Raw genomic sequence first — 21223 nt, 5'->3', positions numbered from 1 at the left:
TCGTCCCCCATCGTCTAGGCCGTCCGCAGGAACCGGTCGAGCACCCGGACGCCGAAGTGCAGCGCCTCGACCGGCACCCGCTCGTCCACGCCGTGGAAGAGTGCCTGGTAGTCGAGGCCCTCGGGCAGCTTCAGCGGGGCGAAACCATAGCCGGTGATGCCGAGCCGGGAGAACTGCTTGGCGTCCGTGCCGCCCGACATGCAGTACGGCACCACGTGCCCTTCGGGCGCGAACTCCTCGACCGCGGCCCGCATCCTGGCGAAGGTCGGCGAGTCCACCGGCGCCTGGAGGGCCACCTCCCGGTGTGCGAACTCCCAGCTCACGTCGGGGCCGGTCAGGTGGTCGAGGGTGGCGGTGAACTCCTCCTCGCCGCCCGGCAGATAGCGCCCGTCGACGTAGGCGACCGCCTCGCCGGGGATCACGTTCAGCTTGTAACCGGCGTCCAGCATGGTCGGGTTGGCGCTGTTGCGCAGGGTCGCCTCGACCAGCTTGGCCGCCGGGCCGAGCTTCTCCAGCAGCAGGTCCACGTCCCCGAAGTCGGGCTCGACGCCGTACAGGGCGGCGAGTTCGGTGAGCGCGGCCCGTACGGTCGGGGTGAGTCTCAGGCGCCACTCGTGCTCGCCGATCCGGGTGACGGCGGCGGCCAGCCTCGTCACCGCGTTCTCCTTGTTCACCTTGGAGCCGTGTCCGGCCCGGCCGCGCGCGGTGAGCTTGAGCCAGCCGGTGCCCCGCTCCCCCGCCGCGATGGGGTAGAGCTGCCGGCCTGCGCCGTCGTGGAAGGTGAACGCGCCGGACTCGCTGATGCCCTCGGTGCAGCCCTCGAACAGCTCGGGATGCCGGTCCGCGAGGAACCCGGAGCCGTCCTCGGCGCTGGCCTCCTCGTCGGCGGTGAACGCGACGACGATGTCCCGGCGCGGCCGTACGCCCTGCCGGGCCCAGGACCGGACGACCGCGAGGATCATCGCGTCCATGTTCTTCATGTCGACGGCGCCCCGCCCCCACACCACCCCGTCGCGGATCTCGCCCGAGAACGGGTGCACGCTCCAGTCGGCGGCCTCCGCGGGCACCACGTCGAGGTGACCGTGCACCAGCAGCGCGTCGGCCGAGGGGTCGGTGCCCTCGATCCGGGCGACGACGTTGGCGCGGCCCGGCGTCCGCTCCAGCAGCACGGGTTCCAGTCCGGCCCCGGCCAGCCGCTCGGCCGCGTACTCCGCGGCGGGCCGCTCCCGGCAGTCCCCGCCGCCCCGGTTGGTGGTGTCGATCCGGATCAGCCCGGAGGTGAACTCCACCACCTCATCGAGGGCCTGCTGGTCAGCCATACTGCTCCTCCACGGCGGCGGAGACGATCGTCGTGACCGCCTTGAACGTCCGGATCCCCTCGTACATCGTGGCGCTGGTGTACGCCACCTTCCGCTCCCCGGTCCGCGCGACGCCGGGCACGACGGTCGCGGCCGTCGCCAGGTGCTCGGCGTCGAACTCCACGGCGACCGTGAACGGCCCGGCCTGGACGGGCTCGTGGCGCACCGCCAGCCGGGCGGCCTCCTTGGCGGCGGCGCGGATGTCGGCGGCCGTGCGCGCGGGCGTCCGGCACACCGCCGCATACCGGGACACATGGTCCTTCACCGCGACCTTCAACGCCTCCGGCGCGTAGCCGAGCGCGTCCTCGCAGGCCACGTCGTCCCCGGTGACCAGGACGACGGGGACGCCGTACTCGGCGACGACGTGCGCGTTGAGCAGGCCCTCGCTGGCGCGGACGTCGTTCAGCCACACGCCGGTGATCTGGTTGGCGAGGTAGGTGTGGGCGAGGACGCCCTCCATGCCGGCGCCCGCGTGGTAGCCGACGAACGCGATGCCGTCGACGTCTCCGTTCTGCACGCCCTCCACCATCGACAGCGCCTTGTGCCGCCCGGTGAGCATCTCGACCCGCTCGTCGAGCCGCTCCAGCAGCAGGTTGCGCATGGTCCAGTGGGCCTCGTTGACGAGCACCTGGTCGGCGCCACCGTCGAAGAAGCCCTCCACGGCGGCGTTCACGTCCGAGGTGAACATCGACCGGCACCGCTCCCACTGCGGCGTACCCGGCAGCACGTCGGCCGGCCAGGTGACGCCCGTGGCCCCCTCCATGTCGGCACTGATGAGGATCTTCATGCTGCGCCACGTTACTGGCCGAGCGGCCCCCCGGCCAGAAAGCGGACGCCACGGTCGCGCAGGACCACCTCGCAGCCGTCCGCCCTTCCGCCGGGGACCGTGGCCGCGACCGCGGTGGGCGCGGTGGGGGTCACTGCGCGCCGGCGAGGACGAACCAGTGGGCCGGCAGGTCGATGCGGGTGCCGTCGGTCAGGTACTCGGTCTGCGGCAGGGTGGTCTCGCCCTCGGCGAGGACCTTCAGACCGGCCTCGCCGAGCAGGCGTGGGATCTCCGTGTCGTCGGCGTCGGCCGGCTTGAGCCCGTGGTGGAAGACGCGCTGCAGCTTGGGCCCCGGGCCGCCCTCCTGGGTCGCGGCGCGCTTCAGCACGTCCCGGGAGCCGGAGGTGAGTTCGACGACGAACGCGCGGCCCTCGGTGCCGATGAGCTCGGCGACGGCGGCGGCGACGGCGGGCCGCGCCGCGGGCTCGCTCTGGTGGATGACGGCCCGCATGAAGACGTTGACGTCGCCGAGGCGCTCGTGCAGGGCGCTTACGGCCGCCGAGTCGGTGAGGTCGAGCTGCTGGAACTCCACGGCGTCGTCCCGCGTGGCGCGGCGGGCGTGCTCGACGGCGGCGTGCGAGAGGTCGACGCCGAGCGCACGCGCGAACCGGGTGGCGAGGTAGCGGGTCTGGGTGCCGTTGCCGCAGCCGAGGTCGACGATGGTGCGCGCCGGGTCCGCGTGGGGCAGGAGCAGGGCGCTGTACGGTTCGGCGGACAGGGCGGGATCGCAGTCCCAGATCGCCTCGCCCGCCTCGTCGGAGGTCTCGCTCCAGTAACTCTCCCAGTTGCTGCGGTACTTGTCCGAGACGTTCATGCGTTCTCCCCACGGTTCGGTTCCGTGATCGGGATATCGCGCGGGCCTGGAACGGTGCAAGGGGCTGGAGGCCAACTTCACCGGATGTACGGGCCCCGGCCAACCTGCGGGGGCGCGCACCGGCAGAACGCACGCCCCCTGGTCATTCCCGTCCGGCGAGCGCCTGTTCGAACCAGACGGTCTTGCGGTGCCCGCTGCCGCTGGCGCCCCACTCCCGGGCCAGCCGGCTGACCACGCGCAGACCGCGCCCCGACTCCTCGCAGGGCCCGGCGGCCAGCATCTCGGGCAGCCCGGGTTCGTCGTCGGTGACCTCGAACAGCAGGGCGTCGGTGCGGACCACGCGCAGCCCGACGGGTTCGCTCACGGCGTGCCGTACGGCGTTGGTGACGACCTCGCTGACCAGCAGCTCGGCGGTCTCCACGGCCTGCGGCAGACCCCACGCGAGGAGCCGTTCGCGGACCAGGCGGCGGGCCCGGGCGACCTCGCGCGGGTCGGCGTCCAGCCGCCATTCGGCGACGTGGTCGTCGGGGATGCCGTTGAGCCGGGCCATCAGCAGGGCGACGTCGTCCTTGCGGCCGCCGCGCGTGTTCAGGGCGCGGATGATGGTGTCGCAGGCGTCGTCCATGGAGGCGGCGGGGTGTGCGGCGGACTCGCAGAGCGCGGCGAGGCCCTCGCCGATGTCGGAGCCGCGCACCTCGACCAGGCCGTCGGTGCACAGCACCAGCCGGTCACCGGGCGAGACCTTGACCCGGGTGGCCTCGAAGGGCACGCCGCCGACGCCTATGGGGGCGCCGGTGGGCAGGTCGAGGAGTTCGCTGGAGCCGTCCTCGGCGCGGACCAGCACGGGCGGGATGTGTCCGGCGTTGGCGAGGTGCAGTTCGCCGCGGATCGGGTCGTAGACGGCGTACAGGCAGGTGGCGAGGTAGGTGTCACCGAGTCTGCGGGCGAGGTCGTCGAGGTTGCGCAGGAGCTGGGCGGGCGGGGTCTCCATGGTGGCCATGGTCTGTACGGCGGTGCGCAACTGGCCCATCATGGCGGCCGAGTTCAGGCCGTGGCCCATGACGTCGCCGACCACGAGGGCGGTGCGCGAGCCGGGCAGCTTGATGGTGTCGAACCAGTCGCCGCCGATCCGGCCGAGCCGGGTGCCCGGCAGATAGCGGGTGGCGATGTCGCAGCCCGCCATCCGCGGGGTGACCTGCGGGAGCATGCTGTCCTGCAGGGTGTCGGCGACGTTCTCCTGGTAGGTGTACATGCGGGCGTTGTCGAGCACCAGGCCCGCGCGGGCGGCGAGTTCGGCGCCGGTGGTGCGGTCCATGTCGTCGAAGGCCGGGCGGTCCGGGCGGCGCATCAGCACCATGAAGCCCAGGACGACGCTGCGGGCCTTGAGCGGCACGATCAGCAGGGAACGCCCGCCGATGAGGGGCCTGAGGTCCCGCTTCTCGAACTCGCCGGCGATGCGCTCGCTCAGCTCCTCGGTGACCCTGGGGACGAGGACCGGCTCGCCGGTGACCATGCACTTGTAGAACGGGGTGTGTTCGGGGAAGGCGAAGGCCTCGCCGACGGGCACCGTGTCGTCCCAGCGGCCCGGTTCGTCGTTGTGCTCGACCCACACCCGGAACATCACGGTCTGCGCGTCCGGCGGGCCGTCCGGGAAGCCCTCGCCGGCCAGGACGGCCGCGCGCAGATGGGTGCCGGCGAAGTCCGCGAACCGGGGTACGGCGGCGCTGGTGACCTCGCGGATAGTCTCGCCGAGGTCGAGGGAGGTACCGATGGCGGAGCTGACCTCGTTGAGGAACTCCAGCCGCTCGCGCACGGCGGCGTACTCCAGGTCCAGCTCGGCGCCCTCCGGGACCGCGACGGCCGGCATGGTCCGCCGCTGCGGCACGACGGCCTCGGTGCGCTTGCGTCCGGGACGGCGGGGCACGCCCCAGTACGGGGTGACGGGCACCCGGTCGAACTGGCTGAACTCCAGGACCGGATAGCCCAGTTCCAGCATCTGGGAGACGATACGGCCGCTGTGGCCCGGGCCCATGTTGGGCAGGATCTCGGGCAGCCGGCGTTCGAGCTCGTCGGAGGCGGGCAGCTCGGTGTGGCGGGCGAAGCCGGGCGAGATGCGTTCGGCGGTCTCGTCGTCGTAGCCGCGTTCGTCGCGCAGCCGGGTGGCGTCGGCGGCGAGCACGAGCAGCCGGGACGGGCCCGGGCCGACCAGCGGATAGGCCCACCACAGCACGTCGAGCCGCTCGCCGCCGTCGCCCGGCTCGTGCGGGAAGAGCCGGGCGCGGCCGGCGGTGGCGTAGGCGGTGTGCCCGCCGAGGGAGGCCTCCAGGTCGGGGCCGAGCCCGTCGTACTGCTCGTAGGCGTCCGGCATCGCGTCGCCGTGCATGTCCTCGGGGAGGGCACCCGCGACGGGCAGCAGGTCGGCCGCGGCACGCCCGACGGCCGCCTCCCTGCCGACGCCGAACAGGCGCCGTGCGCCGCTGCTCCAGTGGGACACCAGGCCGTCGCGGTCGACGACGACCACGGCCAGCGGAATCCGGCCGGCCGCCGCGTCGCCGACGCCGCGGCCGGGAGGTGTGTCCCGCTCGCTGCCACGGTCCATGGCCCAGGCCCTCTCTCCCCACGGCTGTACGCAAACGATCTGTGCCGCCCGCCACTACGGTACGGCGGCGGCCGGTCGCGATGTGTGGCAATCCTGGAATTGGTTTCACCGGATCGCACCGGCGCGCAGCTCAGCGGCCTGCGGGCACCGCTGCCCGTGGTGTCGTCAGTCCTCGTGTCCCAGCTGCAGGTCCCGTTCGCTACGGCCGCCGCCCGCCACCTGCAGCACGGTGGCGACCGGCGGGTAACCGGCGGCGATGACGGTGTACTCGCCGGAGGAGAGATCGACGAACCGGAACGTTCCGTCGGCCGAGGTGGTGAGGGTGTCGACGACGTTGCCGGCGGCGTCCAGGAGCGTCACGCGCGCGTCCTCCACGGGCCGGCCGCCGCTCGCCCGGACCGTGCCCCGCAGCACGGCGCCGCCCGCGAGTTCGACGTCCTGCCGGGTCTCCCGGGCGGCCTGCACGGTGACCGGGAGGGCGGCCGGGCGGAAGGCGGGGGCGCTGGCGGCGAGGGTGTACTCGCCGGCGACCAGTTCGGTGATGACGTAGCCGCCCTCGCGGCCGCTGCGGGTGGTGGCGACGACCTCGCCGTGCACGTTGGTGAGGGTGACGGTGGCGTCGCGCACGGGGGTGCCGTCGGCGGTGAGCACGCTGCCGGCGAGGCGGCCGGCGCCCCCGAGGACGACGTCGAGCTCGACGGGCCGTTCGCCGACGGTGACGGAGACGGCCTGCGGCTGGTGGCCGCCGGCGGCGGCGATCAGCACGTACGACCCGGGGCCCGGCGTGCTGAGCGCGTACCGTCCGTCCTCGCCGCTCGCGCCGCGCCCGATCTGCTGCCCGGCGACGTCGATGAGGGTGAGGGCCGCGCGGGGCACCACGGTGCCGTCGTGGTGCTGGACCGTGCCGCAGACGGGAATTCCGGCGGCGTAGGGCGAACGGGCTTGCGGGGGGATGGGTGTGTTCACGGTCTCGGGCTCGGTTTCGGCGGTGGGGTGGGACACCAGAGGTTTCTCCTTGAGGAAGAAGGCGATGAGCAGGCCGAGGACGAGCACCGGGACGAGGTAGAGGAAGATCCGGGGCATCGCGTCGGCATAGGCGCGGATGTAGGCGTCGCGCAGCGCCGGGGGCAGCGCGTGGACGAGCTGCGGGGTGATGGACTCGGGGTCGGGCAGCGCCGCGCCCGCGCGCGGGGGCAGCTCCTTGTGCAGCGAGGAGGTGAGACGGTCGGCGAAGAGGGTGCCGAAGATCGCGGCGCCGACGCTGCCGCCGATCTGCCGGAAGTAGTTGTTGGCGCTGGTGGCGGTGCCGAGGTCGGCGGGCCGTACGGAGTTCTGCACGGCGAGGACGAGGACGGGCATCACCATGCCGATGCCGGCGCCGAGGACGGCCATCCAGATGCTGTAGTGCAGCCTGGGGGTGTCCACCTCGAGCCGGGACAGCAGCCACATGCCGGCGGCGGAGACGGCGCCGCCGAGCACGGGGAAGATCCTGTAGCGGCCGGTGTGGCTGATGAGCTGCCCGCCGATGACGGAGGCGCCGACGATCCCGGCCATCATGGGCAGCATCAGCAGCCCGGACTCGGTGGCGCTGGCCCCGTCGACCATCTGCAGGAAGGTCGGCAGATAGCTGGCGGCGCCGAACAGGGCGACGCCGATCACCAGGCCCACCAGTGCGCTGACGTTGAAGACGGAGTCGCGGAACAGCCGCAGCGGGATGAGGGGTTCGGCGGCGAAGCGCTCGGCGACGAGGAAGAGGACGACCGCCGCGAACGCGCCCGCGCCGAGGCCGATGATCTGCCGGGATCCCCAGGCGTACTCGGTGCCGCCCCAACTGGTCAGCAGGACCAGGCAGGTGGAGGCGGCGGCGAGCAGCAGGGCGCCGAGGACGTCGAGTCGACCCCGGCTCGGCGGCTTGGGGAGCTTCAGGACGAGGGTGACGACGCCGAGGGTGACCAGTCCGAAGGGGACGTTGATGTAGAAGCACCAGCGCCAGGAGAGGTGGTCGGTGAAGTAGCCGCCGAGCAGGGGCCCGGCGACGGAGGCGAGGCCGAAGGCCGCGCCGATCAGGCCCATGTAGCGGCCGCGCTGCCGGGGCGGCACGACGTCGGCGATGATCGCCTGCACGCCGATCATGAGCCCGCCCGCGCCGACGCCCTGGATCGCGCGGAAGGCGATCAGCTGGTCCATGGACTGCGCCCGGCCGGCGAGCGCGGAGCCGACGACGAACACGGCGATGGCGAACTGGAAGACGCCCTTGCGGCCGAAGAGGTCGCCGAGCTTGCCGTAGAGCGGCAGGCCGATGGTGGAGGTGAGCAGATAGGCGGTGATCGCCCAGGACATCCGGTCCAGGCCGTGCAGTTCGCCGACGATCTTGGGCAGCGCGGTCGCGACGATCATCTGGTCGAGCGCCGCGAGGAGCAGGGCGAGCATCAGCCCGAAGAACACCAACCGCACGCGGGGCGCGCCCAGTTCGGCGGCCGGTGCGGGAGCCTGCGGCGCGGCGACGGTGTCGTCCTCGGCCGGTGTCACCACCGGCTCCTGCTCCGCGAGTGTCGTGCCGCCCACGTACCGCTCCCCTCGTCACACCTGTCACATTTCCCGCATTAAGCGTCAACTGTGAACAACTGCGACGAGTTACGGCATCGTTCCGCGCGAGAGGGAGATCCACTCGAACCAGTGAAGGGGCACAACACCCCTTCACCGGCGGAGCCTTGGAGCTACTTCTCGACCTCGGCGGCGAGCCTGGCGAGCACGGCGTCGTAGATCCGGCCCAGACCCTTGGGCGCGAAGGTCTTCTCGAAGAAGCCGCCGATGCCGCCGGCGCCCTTCCAGGTGGTGGTGACGACGACCCGGGACCTGCCCTCGCCGGCGGGGGTGACGCGCCAGGTGGTGACCATGGAGGAGTTGCGGTCCTTCTCGACCAGCTCGCCGTCGGTGGGCTCGCTGACCTCCAGCAGGCAGTCGCGCACCCGCTTGCTGGTGGCCTGGAGCTTCCAGTGGACGAGGGTGCCCTCGCCGTCGCCGCCCTCGCGGACCTCGTACTCGCTGAAGTGCTCGGGCAGCAGCTTCTGCCGCGTGCCGCGGTAGTCGGCGAGAGCGTCGAACACCTTCTCCGCGTCCGCCGCGACGACCCGCTCCGTAGTGGCCTCGACCTGCGCCATTGCGTTCCTCCACACCTGGTTTTTCGGGGTTGGGGAAAGCCAACCACCCCGGCGCCCGGCCACCCAAATCGGGGGCCGCCGTCAAGGGGCCTCACCTGGGATCGCACGATCATGGGAACACATGTTCTATTGTGTGCGCAGTGCTAGCGAGGAGGCGTCATGCGCTGGGAGAACCTCACGGGCGAGGGCGAACACGGCCGGGCCGAGACCGCGCTGTTCGGCGCGGACGCCGTCACCACCCGCACCTTCGACACGCCCGAGTTCAGAGGGATCACCTTCCACGAGGTCCGCGCGCGCTCGGTGCTCAACCGGGTGCCGGGGGCCTCGCGCATGCCGTTCGAGTGGACCGTGAACCCGTACCGGGGCTGCTCGCACGCGTGCGTGTACTGCTTCGCCAGGAAGACGCACAGCTACCTGGACCTCGACACCGGCATCGGCTTCGACACCCAGATCGTCGTCAAGGTGAACGCGCCCGAGGTGCTGCGCCGCCAGCTCGCCTCCCGCCGCTGGCAGGGCGACCACGTGGCGATGGGCACGAACGTCGACTGCTACCAGCGCGCCGAGGGCCGCTACCGCCTGATGCCGGGCATCATCTCCGCCCTGACCGAGCACGCCAACCCGTTCTCGATCCTCACCAAGGGCACCCTGATCCTGCGCGACCTGGACCTGCTGGTCCGGGCGGCGGAGGTGACGGACATCGGCATCTCGGTCTCCGTCGGCTTCCTCGACCCCGCGCTGTGGCGCACGGTGGAGCCGGGCACGCCCGCGCCGGAACGCCGCCTGGACGTCGTACGCACCCTGGGCGAGCACGGCATCGGCTGCGGGGTGCTGATGGCCCCGGTCATCCCGTTCCTGAGCGACCATCCGGCTCAACTGCGGGCCACGGTACGGGAGATCGCGGCGGCCGGGGCCACCTCCGTCACTCCCCTGGTGCTGCATCTGCGGCCCGGCGCGCGGGAGTGGTTCATGGCCTGGCTCGGGCAGCACCATCCGCACCTGGTGCGGCGTTACGAGCGGCTGTACGCGGAGGGCGCCTACGCGCCCAAGTGGTACCAGCGCCGGATCACCCGTCAGGTGCACGAGCTGGCCCAGGAGTACGGCATCGGGCCCAGCCGCCCGGGCCTGGCCCGCCGGATCCGCCCGGCGCAGCCGGCCGAGCCCCCGGCCGTGGCCGAACCCACCCAGCTCACCCTCATGTGAGCACGTTCCCCGGGGGAGAGCGGTGCCCGGCCTCGGGTGGGGGCGTTTCGAGGGCCTCGGTCACCCCAATCGGGTCAACTATGCCTATAACGCGTTCTTCAGAGCGCCGATTCCGGGGCGACGCGGCGGAAGATGTGACCTCGCCGTCCGCCGTCACCGCCGTCCCGGGAGGACGCATGAGAACACGCGCAGCCGTGCTGTGCGCAGCCGCCGCAGTGCTGGCGGGCTCGGTCACCGCTCTGCCCGCGCACGGGGCCCCGGCCGCCCCCGCCGCGCGGCTCACCTGGAAGAGGTGCGGCGCCGGCGACTATCCGACGCTCCAGTGCGCCTCCCTGAAGGTGCCGTTGGACCACGCGAAGCCGTCCGGCCGGCAGATCACGCTTGCCCTCTCCCGCGTCCCGCACACCGCGAAGACCTCGCAGGGACCGCTGTTGGTCAACCCCGGCGGGCCCGGTGGCAGCGGACTGACGCTCGCCGGGTTCGTCGCCTCGGCACTGCCCCGCAGCGTCGCCGCGCAGTACGACATCGTCGGCTTCGACCCGCGCGGGGTGGGTCGCAGCAGCCCGGCCCTGAACTGCGCGCCGGGCCACTTCAGGACGGTGCGCCCGGACACCCTGCCCGCCACGGCCGCGCTGGAGCGGACCAACCTCGCCCGCGCCAGGTCCTTCGCCGCCGCCTGCGGCCGCAAGTACGCCGACGTGCTGCCGTACATCGACACCATCAGCGCCGTACGCGACATGGACTCCATCCGCCAGGCGCTCGGCGCGCCGAGGATCAGCTACTTCGGCTACTCCTACGGCACCTACCTCGGCGCCGTCTACGCGAAGCTGTACCCGGACCGGGTCCGCCGCCTGGTGCTGGACTCGGTCGTCGACCCGACCGGCGTGTGGTACACGGACAACCTCGGCCAGGACTACGCGTTCAACGACCGCCATCGCGCGCTGATGGCCTGGATCGCGCGGTACGACTCCACGTACCACCTGGGCAGGGATCCCGGGAAGATCGAGGCCCAGTGGTACGCGATGCGGGCGGCCCTGGCGAAGCGGCCGGCCGACGGCGAGGTGGGCGCCTCCGAGTTGGAGGACACCTTCATCCCCGGCGGCTACTACAACGGCTACTGGCCCTACCTCGCCGAGGCGTTCGCGGCGTACGTGCGCGAGAGGAAGACCGGGCCGTTGGTGGAGGCGTACCGGAACTTCGGCGCGGTGAAGGGCTCGAGGGACAACGGCTACAGCGTCTACTCGGCGGTGCAGTGCCGTGACACCTCATGGCCGGGCAGCTGGAACCGGTGGCGCGCGCAGACGTGGGAGGTGTACGGCAAGGCGCCCTTCATGGCCTGGAACAACGCCTGGTACAACGCGCCGTGTGCGTTCTGGCCGACCGCGAAGCGCACGCCGGTGAACATCGCCAACGCCAAGCTGCCGCCGGTGCTGCTCTTCCAGGCGACGGACGACGCGGCCACGCCGTACCCCGGCGGTGTCACGGTCCACCGGCTGCTCGCCCGCTCCAGCCTGGTGGTCGAGGAGGGCGGCGGCAACCACGGCATCACGCTCAGCGGCAACGCCTGCCTGGACACGTACCTGGCGGCCTATCTGACCAACGGCAGCGTCCCGCGGGGTGCGGGGGTCGCCGACGCGGTCTGCGCGAAGTCACCCGACCCGAGACCACTGGCGACGAAGGCAGCGTCGACGTCGTCGCGCGGCTCGGCCCTGCACGGCCTGCTGGGCTTTCGCCGCTAGGCACGGTGTCCGCCGGCGGGGCGGCTTGGCGACCGGTCGGGGCGCTGTCAGTGGCGTGCGCCACCATGGAGCCATGACCGAACCGACCCGCATCCCCGCCCCCGACGGCGTGGCCCCCGCGACCCAGTACAGCCACGTCGTCTCGGCGACCGGCCGCTTCGTCGCCGTCTCCGGCCAGCTCGCCCTGGACGAGCACGGCAAGCTGGTCGGGGAGGGCGACCCCGCGGCCCAGGCCCGCCAGGTCTTCGAGAACCTCGGGCGCTGTCTGGCCGCGGCGGGCGCCGGCTTCGAACACGTGGTGAAACTGACCTACTTCGTCACGGACACGGCCCACCTCCCGGCCATCCGCGCGGCCCGCGCCGCCCACATACCCGACGACCGCCTCCCGGCGTCCTCCGCGGTCCAGGTGGCCGCGCTGGTGGCACCGGAGTTCCTGATGGAGGTCGAGGCGCTGGCGGTGGTGGGCGAGTGACCTCCCTGGTCGTCCGGGAGATGGCCCTCGCCGACTGCGACCGCGTCTCCGAGATCCGCGTCCGCGGCTGGCAGCACGCCTATCAGGGGCTGATGCCGCAGTCCTACCTCGACGGGCTCAGCATCGCGGCGGACGCCGAGCGGCGGCGGGCGTGGTGGGCGCAGGGGGACGGCTCGGTGGTGAACCTGGTCGCCGAGCGGGCGGGCAAGGTCCTCGGCTGGGCGGCGTACGGGCCGTACCGGGACGGTGACGTGCGGACCGGTGACGCCGAGTTGTACGCGATCTACGTCGATCCGGCGCACCTCGGCGCGGGTCTCGGCCGGGCCCTGCTGGCCGAGGCGGTCGAGCGGTGCTCGTCGTACCCGCGCATGTATCTGTGGGTCCTCAGGGGAAACGCCCCGGCCCGCCGTTTCTACGAGCGCGCCGGCTTCCGGCCGGACGGTGCCGAGGAGCCCTTCGAGGCGGGCGGCGTGTCCGTGCCCGAGGTGCGGTACGTCCGGGACCTGCCAGGCTGACCGGGCGTCGGTCAGCCGGCTTCGTTCTGCTGCGGGATGAGGGCCAGCGCCCGCACGGCCGCCTCCGCGAGCGCCGGATGGGCCAGGGCCTCCTTCAGGACGCGGCGGGCGCGGGGGTCGCCGAGCACGCCGAGCCCCTCCACGCAGGCGAGGGCGACGCGGCGGTAGGGGTCGTGCGGGTGCAGGCGGCGTTCCAGGGTGGTGATCAGGGCGGGCGCGGACTCCGGGGCGCGCAGGTCGGTCAGCAGCCGTACCGGGTGCAGGGCGTAGGCGACGCGGAGTTCGTTGGTGGCGAGGGCCGCCGCGGCGCGGGCCGTGCGCGGGTCGCCCAGGCGCGCGAGGGCATGGGCGGCGGAGGCGCAACGCGGGGCGTCGCGGTGGTTGAGGAGGAGCACCAGGGACTCGAAGGCGCGCCGGTCGCCGGCGAGGCCGAGCCGGAACGCGGCCAGTTCCCTCGCCCACAGCGGCTGCCCCGGCGCGGTGAGCACCTCCGCGAGTTCGTCGTGGTCCTCGGTCGCCAGCAGCCGGTCGAACGCCGCCGAGCCGTGCGACTCCTGCCGTAAGCGCTCCGTGAGCGATCGCAACTCTTCGTCCACGAAGTCCAGCGTAGGCGGGTGGCGAGGCCCGAGGGAGCCAGATCACAAAGTCGGTTCCGCCCCCAGGTCTGGCGTGCTCGTTACTCGCGGGTTAAGCTCAGACGAGCGAGTTACCCACTCGCGCTTCCGTTGACGACGGTTTGGTGACGCAGCCGTTGTGAGCGTTGTCGGTTCGGTACCACGTACCGCAGTACGACCCGGCTCCGGGACAGGGCCGGTCGGATTCCCTGCCGAGGGCCTTCGGCGGGCGTGTGCATCGCCCGTGGCTCCCGGCGGCACCGGGCGTGTGCGCTCGCAGCCCGGAAACACCCGCATCCCTTCTCCGCCCCGTGGTGCGCCCCTCGGCGCACCCGGCGCGCTCCTCGTCGTCACCCTCATTTCTGGAGTCCCGCGATGGCCACTCCCCTTTCCGACTCAGCTCTGTCCCCGCTCAAGACGATCGCCGTCGTCGGCCTCGGCACCATGGGCACCGGTATCACCGAGGTCCTCGCCAAGGCGGGCCGCGAGGTGATCGGCATCGACGTCAGCGACGCCCAGGCCGCGCGGTGCGTCGCCGCCCTGGAAGCCCGCACCGCCGGCTGCGTGGAGCGCGGCCGGCTCACCGAGCAGGAGCGCGCCGACACCCTGGCCCGTATCCGCACCACCACCGACCTCGCGGCGGCGGCCGACGCCGACCTCGTCATCGAGGTGGTCCCGGAGTCGTACGAGGTCAAGCACCGGATCTTCCGTGAGCTGGACGGCATCGTCCGCCCTGAGACGATCCTGGCGACCGGCACCAACGCCCTGTCCGTCACCCGCCTCGCCGCCGACTCCGCCCGCCCCGAGCGGGTCCTCGGCCTGCACTTCTTCAACCCGGCGCCGGCCATGAAGCTGGTCGAGATCGTCTCCTCGGTGCTGACCGCGCCGGGCGCCGTCGCCGCGGTCACCGACCTCGCGATCGAGCTGGGCAAGGAGCCCGTCGCGGTCGGCGACCGCCCCGGCTTCGTCGCGGACGGCCTGCTCTTCGGCTACCTCAACCAGGCCGCCGCGATGTACGAGGCCCGGTACGCCTCCCGCGAGGACATCGACGCGGCGATGCGGCTGGGCTGCGGCCTGCCGATGGGCCCGCTCGCGCTGCTGGACCTGATCGGCATCGACACCGCGCGCACGGTCCTGGAGGCCATGTACGCCGAGTCCCACGACCGGCTGCACGCCCCCGCGCCGATCCTGAAGCAGCTCAGCGAGGCGGGCCTGACCGGCCGCAAGTCCGGGCGCGGCTTCTACACCTACGAGGCGCCGGGCAGCGCCACGGTCGTGCCGGACGCGCTGGCCCCGGCGGCGGACGCCGCGGCGGCCCAGGGCCGGGAGGTCCGCTCGGTCGGCGTCGCCGGCTCCGGCACCATGGCCTCCGGCATCGCCGAGGTGTTCGCCAAGGCGGGCTACGACGTCGTGCTGGCCGCCCGCAGCGCGGAGAAGGCCCAGGCCGCCAAGGCCCGGATCGGCAAGTCGCTTTCGCGCTCTGTCGACAAGGGCAGGCTGACCGCCGAGGCCGCCGCGCAGATCCTGGACCGGATCACCCCGGCCGGGTCCTACGACGCCTTCGCCGAGGTCGACCTGGCCGTCGAGGCGATCGCCGAGGACCTGGAGATCAAGCGGCAGCTGTTCGCCACGCTGGACAAGGTCTGCAAGCCCGGCGCGGTCCTCGCCACCACCACCTCCTCGCTGCCCGTCGTGGCCTGCGCCCGCGCCACCTCCCGCCCGCAGGACGTGATCGGCATGCACTTCTTCAACCCGGCGCCGGCGATGAAGCTGGTCGAGGTCGTGCGGACCGTGCTGACCGCCGACGACGTCCACGCCACCGTCCGCGAGGTCTGCGCGAAGATCAAGAAGCACCCGGTGGACTGCGGCGACCGGGCCGGCTTCATCGTGAACGCGCTGCTGTTCCCGTACCTGAACAACGCGATCAAGATGGTCGAGGAGCACTACGCGTCGCTGGACGACATCGACGCGGCGATGAAGCTCGGCGGCGGCTACCCGATGGGCCCGTTCGAGCTGCTGGACGTGGTCGGCCTGGACGTCTCGCTGGCCATCGAGAAGGTCCTGCACCGCGAGTTCCGCGACCCCGGTCTCGCCCCGGCCCCGCTGCTGGAGCACCTGGTGGCCGCGGGCTGCCTCGGCCGCAAGACCGGCCGCGGCTTCCGCGAGTATGCCCGCCGCTGAGGGCGCCGGCGACTGGTCCCAGGCGGAGACGGACTGGGGCGGGCTGCTCGACCCGGTGGACGCTCCCCCGCCCTCCTGGGGCGGGGGAGGCCCCGGGGACGGGAGAAGCCCCTCACCCGCGCACCGAACTGCGCACATGCAGTACGTTCGGGTCATGTCCCAGCCCGCCAAGTCCTCACGTACACCAGCTACGCCCGACGCGCCGGAAAGTGCCGCAGGCAGTCGCGCCGCCGCCCAGCGGCTCAAGATGCGCCGAGAACTGGCGGCCGCGGCGATGGAGCTGTTCGCGACCAAGGGCTACGAGGCGACCACCGTCGACGAGATCGCGGCCGCCGCCGGAGTCGCCCGCCGCACCTTCTTCCGCCACTTCCGCTCCAAGGAAGAGGCGATCTTCCCGGACCACGACGACACGCTGATCCGCGCCGAGGCGGTGCTCAACGCCGCCCCCGCGCACGAGCACCCCCTCGACACCGTGTGCCGTGGCATCAAGGAAGTCATGAGGATGTACGCGGCCGCCCCGGAGATCTCCGTAGCCCGCTACAAGCTGACCCGCGAGGTGCCCACCCTGCGGGAGGCCGAGATCGCCTCGGTGGCCCGCTACGAACGCCTCTTCACCCGCTATCTCCTGGGCCACTTCGACGAGCACGCGCACGCCGACGACGCCAACGACGACCCGCTGCTGGCCGAGGTGGCCGCCTCCGCGGTCGTCACCGCCCACAACCACGTCCTCAGGCGCTGGCTGCGGGCGGGCGGCCAGGGCGACGTCGAGGCGCAGCTCGACCACGCCTTCGCGATCGTCCGGAAGACGTTCGGCACCGGCATCGGCGCCGGGCGCGGCTCGGCCCCCAAGCCGGCCGCCACCGCCCCCGCGACGGCGTCCGCGCACGGCGAGGTGCTCGTCACGGTCGCCCGTACCGACGCCCCGCTGGACGAGGTCATGCGGACCATCGAGGAAGCACTCAAGGAGCGCTGAGCCCGCTTCTCCCCCGCTGTGACGACGGCCACCCGACCGGGTGGCCGTTTTGCCATGTCAGGGCCCGTTTTCGTGGAGATTTCAGAGCGCGTTCGATCGATCATCGCTCATTTGTTACGTAAAGATTTCACCTGAGCCGAGTTTCTGGCACTCAGTGCCTTGCCGCCTGACACGCGGTGTCATACCTTGATGGTGTCCGGGCGGCCGGCGAGCAGAGACCGTTCGCTCGCCGGCTGTCCCCAAGGGCTCATGGCCCGCGCGCCCGGACGCCTGCGTCACAGGCAACCTCCCGCGCCACAAAGCGCTGCCGAAGCACCACCGGGCCGAACCGACGGCACCTTCCCCAAACCCTCAGCAGCACTCCCAGCAGCACCGACGATCCCTCAGCGCCCCTCCCTCAGGGCGCTCACCGCCGGAGGCAACACCGTGACCGTGAAGGACATCCTGGACGCGATCCAGTCGAAGGACGCCACGTCCGCCGACTTCGCCGCCCTGCCGCTCCCCGACTCGTACCGCGCGATCACCGTGCACAAGGACGAGACGGAGATGTTCGCGGGCCTGCAGACCCGCGACAAGGACCCCCGCAAGTCGATCCACCTGGACGACGTTCCCGTGCCCGAGCTGGGCCCGGGCGAGGCCCTGGTGGCCGTCATGGCCTCCTCGGTCAACTACAACTCGGTGTGGACCTCGATCTTCGAGCCCCTGCCGACGTTCGGCTTCCTGGAGCGCTACGGCAAGCTCAGCGAGCTGACCCGCCGCCACGACCTGCCGTACCACATCATCGGCTCCGACCTCGCGGGCGTGGTCCTGCGCACCGGCCCCGGCGTCAACGCCTGGAAGCCCGGTGACGAGGTCGTCGCGCACTGCCTGTCCGTCGAGCTGGAGTCCTCCGACGGCCACAACGACACCATGCTCGACCCCGAGCAGCGCATCTGGGGCTTCGAGACCAACTTCGGCGGCCTCGCCGAGATCGCGCTCGTCAAGTCCAACCAGCTGATGCCGAAGCCGGCCCACCTGAGCTGGGAGGAGGCCGCGGCCCCGGGCCTGGTCAACTCCACCGCCTACCGCCAGCTGGTCTCCGGCAACGGCGCCCAGATGAAGCAGGGCGACAACGTCCTGATCTGGGGCGCGAGCGGCGGCCTCGGCTCCTACGCCACCCAGTTCGCGCTCGCCGGCGGCGCCACTCCGATCTGTGTGGTCTCCAGCGAGCAGAAAGCCGAGATCTGCCGGAAGATGGGCGCCGAGCTGATCATCGACCGCAGCGCCGAGGACTACAAGTTCTGGAAGGACGAGCACACCCAGGACCCGAAGGAGTGGAAGCGCTTCGGCAAGCGCATCCGTGAGCTCACCGGCGGCGAGGACGTCGACATCGTCTTCGAGCACCCCGGCCGCGAGACCTTCGGCGCCTCGGTCTACGTCACCCGCAAGGGCGGCACGATCGTCACCTGCGCCTCCACCTCCGGGTACAACCACGAGTACGACAACCGCTACCTGTGGATGTCCCTGAAGCGGATCATCGGCTCGCACTTCGCCAACTACCGCGAGGCCTGGGAGGCCAACCGCCTCATCGCCAAGGGCAAGATCCACCCCACGCTGTCGAAGGTGTACTCCCTCGAGGACACCGGCCAGGCCGCCTACGACGTCCACCGCAACCTGCACCAGGGCAAGGTCGGCGTGCTCTGCCTGGCCCCCGAGGAGGGCCTGGGCGTGCGCGACGAGGAGATGCGCGCCAAGCACATCGACGCCATCAACCGCTTCCGGAACGTCTGAGAGCCGCAGATGACAGAGCGTCAGAAGGACCGTCCGTGGCTCATGCGGACGTACGCCGGCCACTCCACGGCCGAGGCGTCCAACGAGCTGTACCGGCGCAACCTCGCCAAGGGCCAGACCGGTCTGTCGGTGGCGTTCGACCTGCCGACGCAGACCGGCTACGACCCCGACCACATCCTCGCCCGCGGCGAGGTCGGCCGGGTGGGCGTGCCCGTCGCGCACCTCGGTGACATGCGCCGGCTGTTCCAGGACATCCCCCTGGAGCAGATGAACACCTCGATGACGATCAACGCCACCGCCATGTGGCTGCTGGCGCTCTACCAGGTCGTCGCCGAGGAGCAGGGCGCGGACATCACCAAGCTCCAGGGCACGACCCAGAACGACATCGTCAAGGAGTACCTGTCCCGCGGGACGCACGTCTTCCCGCCGGGGCCGTCGCTCCGCCTGACGACGGACATGATCGCGTACACGGTCTCCCACATGCCGAAGTGGAACCCGATCAACATCTGCAGCTACCACCTGCAGGAGGCCGGGGCCACGCCGGTGCAGGAGATCGCGTACGCGATGTCCACCGCGATCGCCGTCCTCGACGCCGTCCGCGACTCCGGCCAAGTGCCGCAGGAGCGCATGGGTGACGTGGTCGCCCGCATCTCCTTCTTCGTGAACGCGGGCGTCCGCTTCATCGAGGAGATGTGCAAGATGCGGGCGTTCGGCCGCATCTGGGACAAGGTCACCCGTGAGCGGTACGGCATCCAGGACGCCAAGCAGCGCCGGTTCCGCTACGGCGTCCAGGTCAACTCCCTGGGCCTGACGGAGGCCCAGCCGGAGAACAACGTCCAGCGCATCGTCCTGGAGATGCTGGCCGTGACCCTCTCCAAGGACGCACGCGCGCGTGCCGTGCAGCTGCCCGCCTGGAACGAGGCGCTGGGCCTGCCCCGCCCGTGGGACCAGCAGTGGTCGCTGCGCATACAGCAGGTGCTGGCGTACGAGAGCGATCTGCTGGAGTACGAGGACATCTTCGAGGGCTCGAAGGTGATCGAGGCGAAGGTGGACCAGCTGGTCGCGGACGCCCTCGCCGAGATCGACCGCATCCAGGAGATGGGCGGCGCCATGGCCGCCGTGGAGTCCGGCTACCTGAAGTCCCAGCTGGTCTCCTCGCACGCCGAGCGCCGGGCCCGGATCGAGTCCGGCGAGGAGAAGATCATCGGTGTCAACGCCTTCGAGGGCACCGAGCCCAACCCCCTCACGGCCGACCTGGACACCGCGATCATGACGGTCGACCCGGCGGTCGAGGCACGGGTCATCGCCGGGCTGCAGAACTGGCGCGACACCCGCTACCAGCCGCCCTTCAACCACCCGCGCCCCTGCAAGGCGCTGGAGCGGCTGAAGGAGGCCGCCAAGGGCACCGACAACCTGATGGAGGCCACGCTGGAGTGCGCCCGCGCCGGGGTCACGACCGGCGAGTGGGCGGGGGCGCTGCGCGAGGTGTTCGGCGAGTTCCGGGCGCCCACCGGGGTCTCGTCCGCGCCGGTGGCCGTCGCCGCCGAGCCGGGCTCCGCGCTCGCCGAGGTGCGCGCCAGGGTGGACGCCACCGCCCGCGAGCTGGGCGTCGGCAAGCTGCGCTTCCTGGTCGGCAAGCCGGGCCTGGACGGGCACTCCAACGGCGCCGAGCAGATCGCCGTACGGGCGCGTGACGCCGGCTTCGAAGTGGTCTACCAGGGCATCCGGCTGACGCCCGAGCAGATCGTGGACGCCGCCCTCGCCGAGGACGTCCACGCGGTCGGCCTGTCGATCCTGTCCGGCTCGCACGCCCAACTGGTGCCGGACGTACTCCAGCGGCTGCGTGTGGCCGGTGCCACAGATATACCGGTGATCGCAGGTGGCATCATCCCGAACGGTGACGCCGAGCAGCTCAGGGCCGCCGGAGTGGCCGCCGTCTTCACCCCGAAGGACTTCGACATCACCGGGATCATCGGCCGAATCGTCGACGAGATCCGGAAAGCGAACAAGCTCGACCCTCTGGAGGTCCCCGCATGACCACCCCCGTCAACCGCCTTCGGCCGCGGCGCTCCTGCCTGGCCGTGCCGGGCTCGAACCCGCGCTTCCTGGAGAAGGCGCAGGGCCTCCCGGCGGACCAGGTCTTCCTGGACCTGGAGGACGCCTGCGCGCCGCTGGCCAAGCCCGAGGCGCGGCACACCATCGTCAAGTTCCTCAACGAGGGCGACTGGACGGGCAAGACGCGGGTCGTGCGGGTGAACGACTGGACGACCGAATGGACGTACCGGGACGTCGTCACGGTGGTCGAGGGCGCCGGCCAGAACCTCGACTGCATCATGCTGCCGAAGGTGCAGGACGCCCAGCAGGTCGTCGCCCTGGACCTCCTGCTGACCCAGATCGAGAAGACCATGGGCTTCGAGGTCGGCAAGATCGGCATCGAGGCGCAGATCGAGAACGCGCAGGGCCTGAACAACGTCAACGCGATCGCGCAGGCCTCCCCGCGCCTGGAGACGATCATCTTCGGCCCGGCCGACTTCATGGCCTCCATCAACATGAAGTCCCTGGTCGTGGGCGAGCAGCCGCCCGGCTACCCGGCGGACGCCTACCACTACATCCTGATGAAGATCCTGATGGCCGCCCGCGCCAACAACCTCCAGGCGATCGACGGCCCCTACCTGCAGATCCGCAACGTCGAGGGCTACCGCGAGGTCGCCCAGCGCGCCGCCGCGCTCGGCTTCGACGGCAAGTGGGTGCTGCACCCGGGCCAGGTCGAGGCCTCCAACGAGATCTTCTCGCCCTCCCAGGAGGACTACGACCACGCCGAGCTGATCCTGGACGCGTACGACTACTACACGTCCGAGGCGGGCGGCAAGAAGGGCTCGGCGATGCTCGGCGACGAGATGATCGACGAGGCCAGCCGCAAGATGGCCCTGGTCATCGCGGGCAAGGGACGCGCGGCCGGCATGCAGCGCACCAGCACGTTCGAGACCCCCGTCGGCTAAGG

16 protein-coding genes are annotated in these 21223 nt (G+C 71.7%); 9 read left to right on the top strand and 7 right to left on the bottom strand.

Translation table 11 applies throughout. The annotated features are described in order from the left end of the window. Positions 1-14: 14 nt before the first annotated feature. From ACQPXS_RS37020 to ACQPXS_RS36995, 6 genes are all read right to left on the bottom strand, one after another. Positions 15-1319 (bottom strand): M20/M25/M40 family metallo-hydrolase, encoded by a 1305-nt coding sequence (locus tag ACQPXS_RS37020; RefSeq protein WP_433453837.1) that lies wholly within the window; start codon positions 1317-1319, stop codon positions 15-17. Next, positions 1312-2145, bottom strand: coding sequence for a M55 family metallopeptidase (locus tag ACQPXS_RS37015; protein ID WP_351803677.1), 834 nt, complete (start codon positions 2143-2145; stop codon positions 1312-1314). The genes ACQPXS_RS37020 and ACQPXS_RS37015 overlap by 8 nt, the downstream gene beginning before the upstream one ends. A 130-nt stretch (positions 2146-2275) precedes the next feature. Further along, positions 2276-2998 carry a class I SAM-dependent methyltransferase gene (locus ACQPXS_RS37010; protein ID WP_390682841.1) on the bottom strand — a complete coding sequence of 241 codons (723 nt, stop codon included), beginning with the start codon at positions 2996-2998 and terminating at the stop codon, positions 2276-2278. Between the two features lie 142 nt (positions 2999-3140). After that, entirely contained in the window at positions 3141-5597 is a 2457-nt protein-coding gene (locus tag ACQPXS_RS37005) for a SpoIIE family protein phosphatase (protein WP_433453836.1), read from the bottom strand. 165 nt (positions 5598-5762) lie between these two features. Then, entirely contained in the window at positions 5763-8162 is a 2400-nt protein-coding gene (locus ACQPXS_RS37000) for an MFS transporter (protein ID WP_433453835.1), read from the bottom strand. Positions 8163-8314: 152 nt separating this feature from the next. Next, entirely contained in the window at positions 8315-8758 is a 444-nt protein-coding gene (locus tag ACQPXS_RS36995) for an SRPBCC family protein (protein ID WP_351803685.1), read from the bottom strand. 159 nt (positions 8759-8917) lie between these two features. Between ACQPXS_RS36995 and ACQPXS_RS36990 the strand changes: the two genes are divergently transcribed. The 4 genes from ACQPXS_RS36990 (at position 8918) to ACQPXS_RS36975 (ending at position 12684) form a co-directional block, all read left to right on the top strand. Further along, on the top strand, positions 8918-9958 hold the full coding sequence (locus ACQPXS_RS36990; RefSeq protein WP_433453834.1) for an Rv2578c family radical SAM protein: 1041 nt from the start codon (positions 8918-8920) through the stop codon (positions 9956-9958). 176 nt (positions 9959-10134) lie between these two features. Continuing rightward, positions 10135-11697 carry an alpha/beta hydrolase gene (locus ACQPXS_RS36985; RefSeq protein WP_433453833.1) on the top strand — a complete coding sequence of 521 codons (1563 nt, stop codon included), beginning with the start codon at positions 10135-10137 and terminating at the stop codon, positions 11695-11697. Positions 11698-11770: 73 nt separating this feature from the next. Further along, positions 11771-12169 (top strand): RidA family protein, encoded by a 399-nt coding sequence (locus ACQPXS_RS36980; RefSeq protein ID WP_433453832.1) that lies wholly within the window; start codon positions 11771-11773, stop codon positions 12167-12169. 20 nt (positions 12170-12189) lie between these two features. Further along, positions 12190-12684 carry an N-acetyltransferase family protein gene (locus ACQPXS_RS36975; protein ID WP_433456131.1) on the top strand — a complete coding sequence of 165 codons (495 nt, stop codon included), beginning with the start codon at positions 12190-12192 and terminating at the stop codon, positions 12682-12684. An 11-nt stretch (positions 12685-12695) separates the two neighbouring features. On the opposite strand, the gene ACQPXS_RS36970 is transcribed toward ACQPXS_RS36975, so the two are convergent. Beyond that, on the bottom strand, positions 12696-13280 hold the full coding sequence (locus ACQPXS_RS36970; RefSeq protein ID WP_365329459.1) for an adenylosuccinate lyase: 585 nt from the start codon (positions 13278-13280) through the stop codon (positions 12696-12698). 393 nt (positions 13281-13673) lie between these two features. On the opposite strand from ACQPXS_RS36970, the gene ACQPXS_RS36965 reads away from it, so the two are divergent. From ACQPXS_RS36965 to ACQPXS_RS36945, 5 genes are all read left to right on the top strand, one after another. Continuing rightward, positions 13674-15479, top strand: a complete 1806-nt coding sequence (locus ACQPXS_RS36965) for a 3-hydroxyacyl-CoA dehydrogenase family protein (protein WP_433453831.1) — start codon at positions 13674-13676, stop codon at positions 15477-15479. Positions 15480-15633: 154 nt separating this feature from the next. Further along, on the top strand, positions 15634-16452 hold the full coding sequence (locus tag ACQPXS_RS36960) for a TetR family transcriptional regulator (RefSeq protein WP_351803697.1): 819 nt from the start codon (positions 15634-15636) through the stop codon (positions 16450-16452). Between the two features lie 432 nt (positions 16453-16884). Next, positions 16885-18222 (top strand): crotonyl-CoA carboxylase/reductase, encoded by a 1338-nt coding sequence (gene ccrA / locus ACQPXS_RS36955; protein ID WP_433456129.1) that lies wholly within the window; start codon positions 16885-16887, stop codon positions 18220-18222. Positions 18223-18231: 9 nt separating this feature from the next. Continuing rightward, positions 18232-20259: a protein meaA gene (locus ACQPXS_RS36950; RefSeq protein ID WP_351803698.1), complete on the top strand. Its 2028-nt coding sequence runs from the start codon at positions 18232-18234 to the stop codon at positions 20257-20259. Then, on the top strand, positions 20256-21221 hold the full coding sequence (locus ACQPXS_RS36945) for an HpcH/HpaI aldolase/citrate lyase family protein (RefSeq protein WP_433453830.1): 966 nt from the start codon (positions 20256-20258) through the stop codon (positions 21219-21221). Before ACQPXS_RS36950 ends, ACQPXS_RS36945 begins: the two co-directional genes overlap by 4 nt. The last annotated feature ends 2 nt before the right edge of the window (positions 21222-21223 follow it).

This window comes from Streptomyces sp. CA-142005, from assembly GCF_050942335.1.
Classification (GTDB): Bacteria; Actinomycetota; Actinomycetes; order Streptomycetales; family Streptomycetaceae; genus Streptomyces.
Note: the sequence above shows the minus strand (reverse complement) of the source record. Positions and strands in the feature narration are given on the sequence as shown.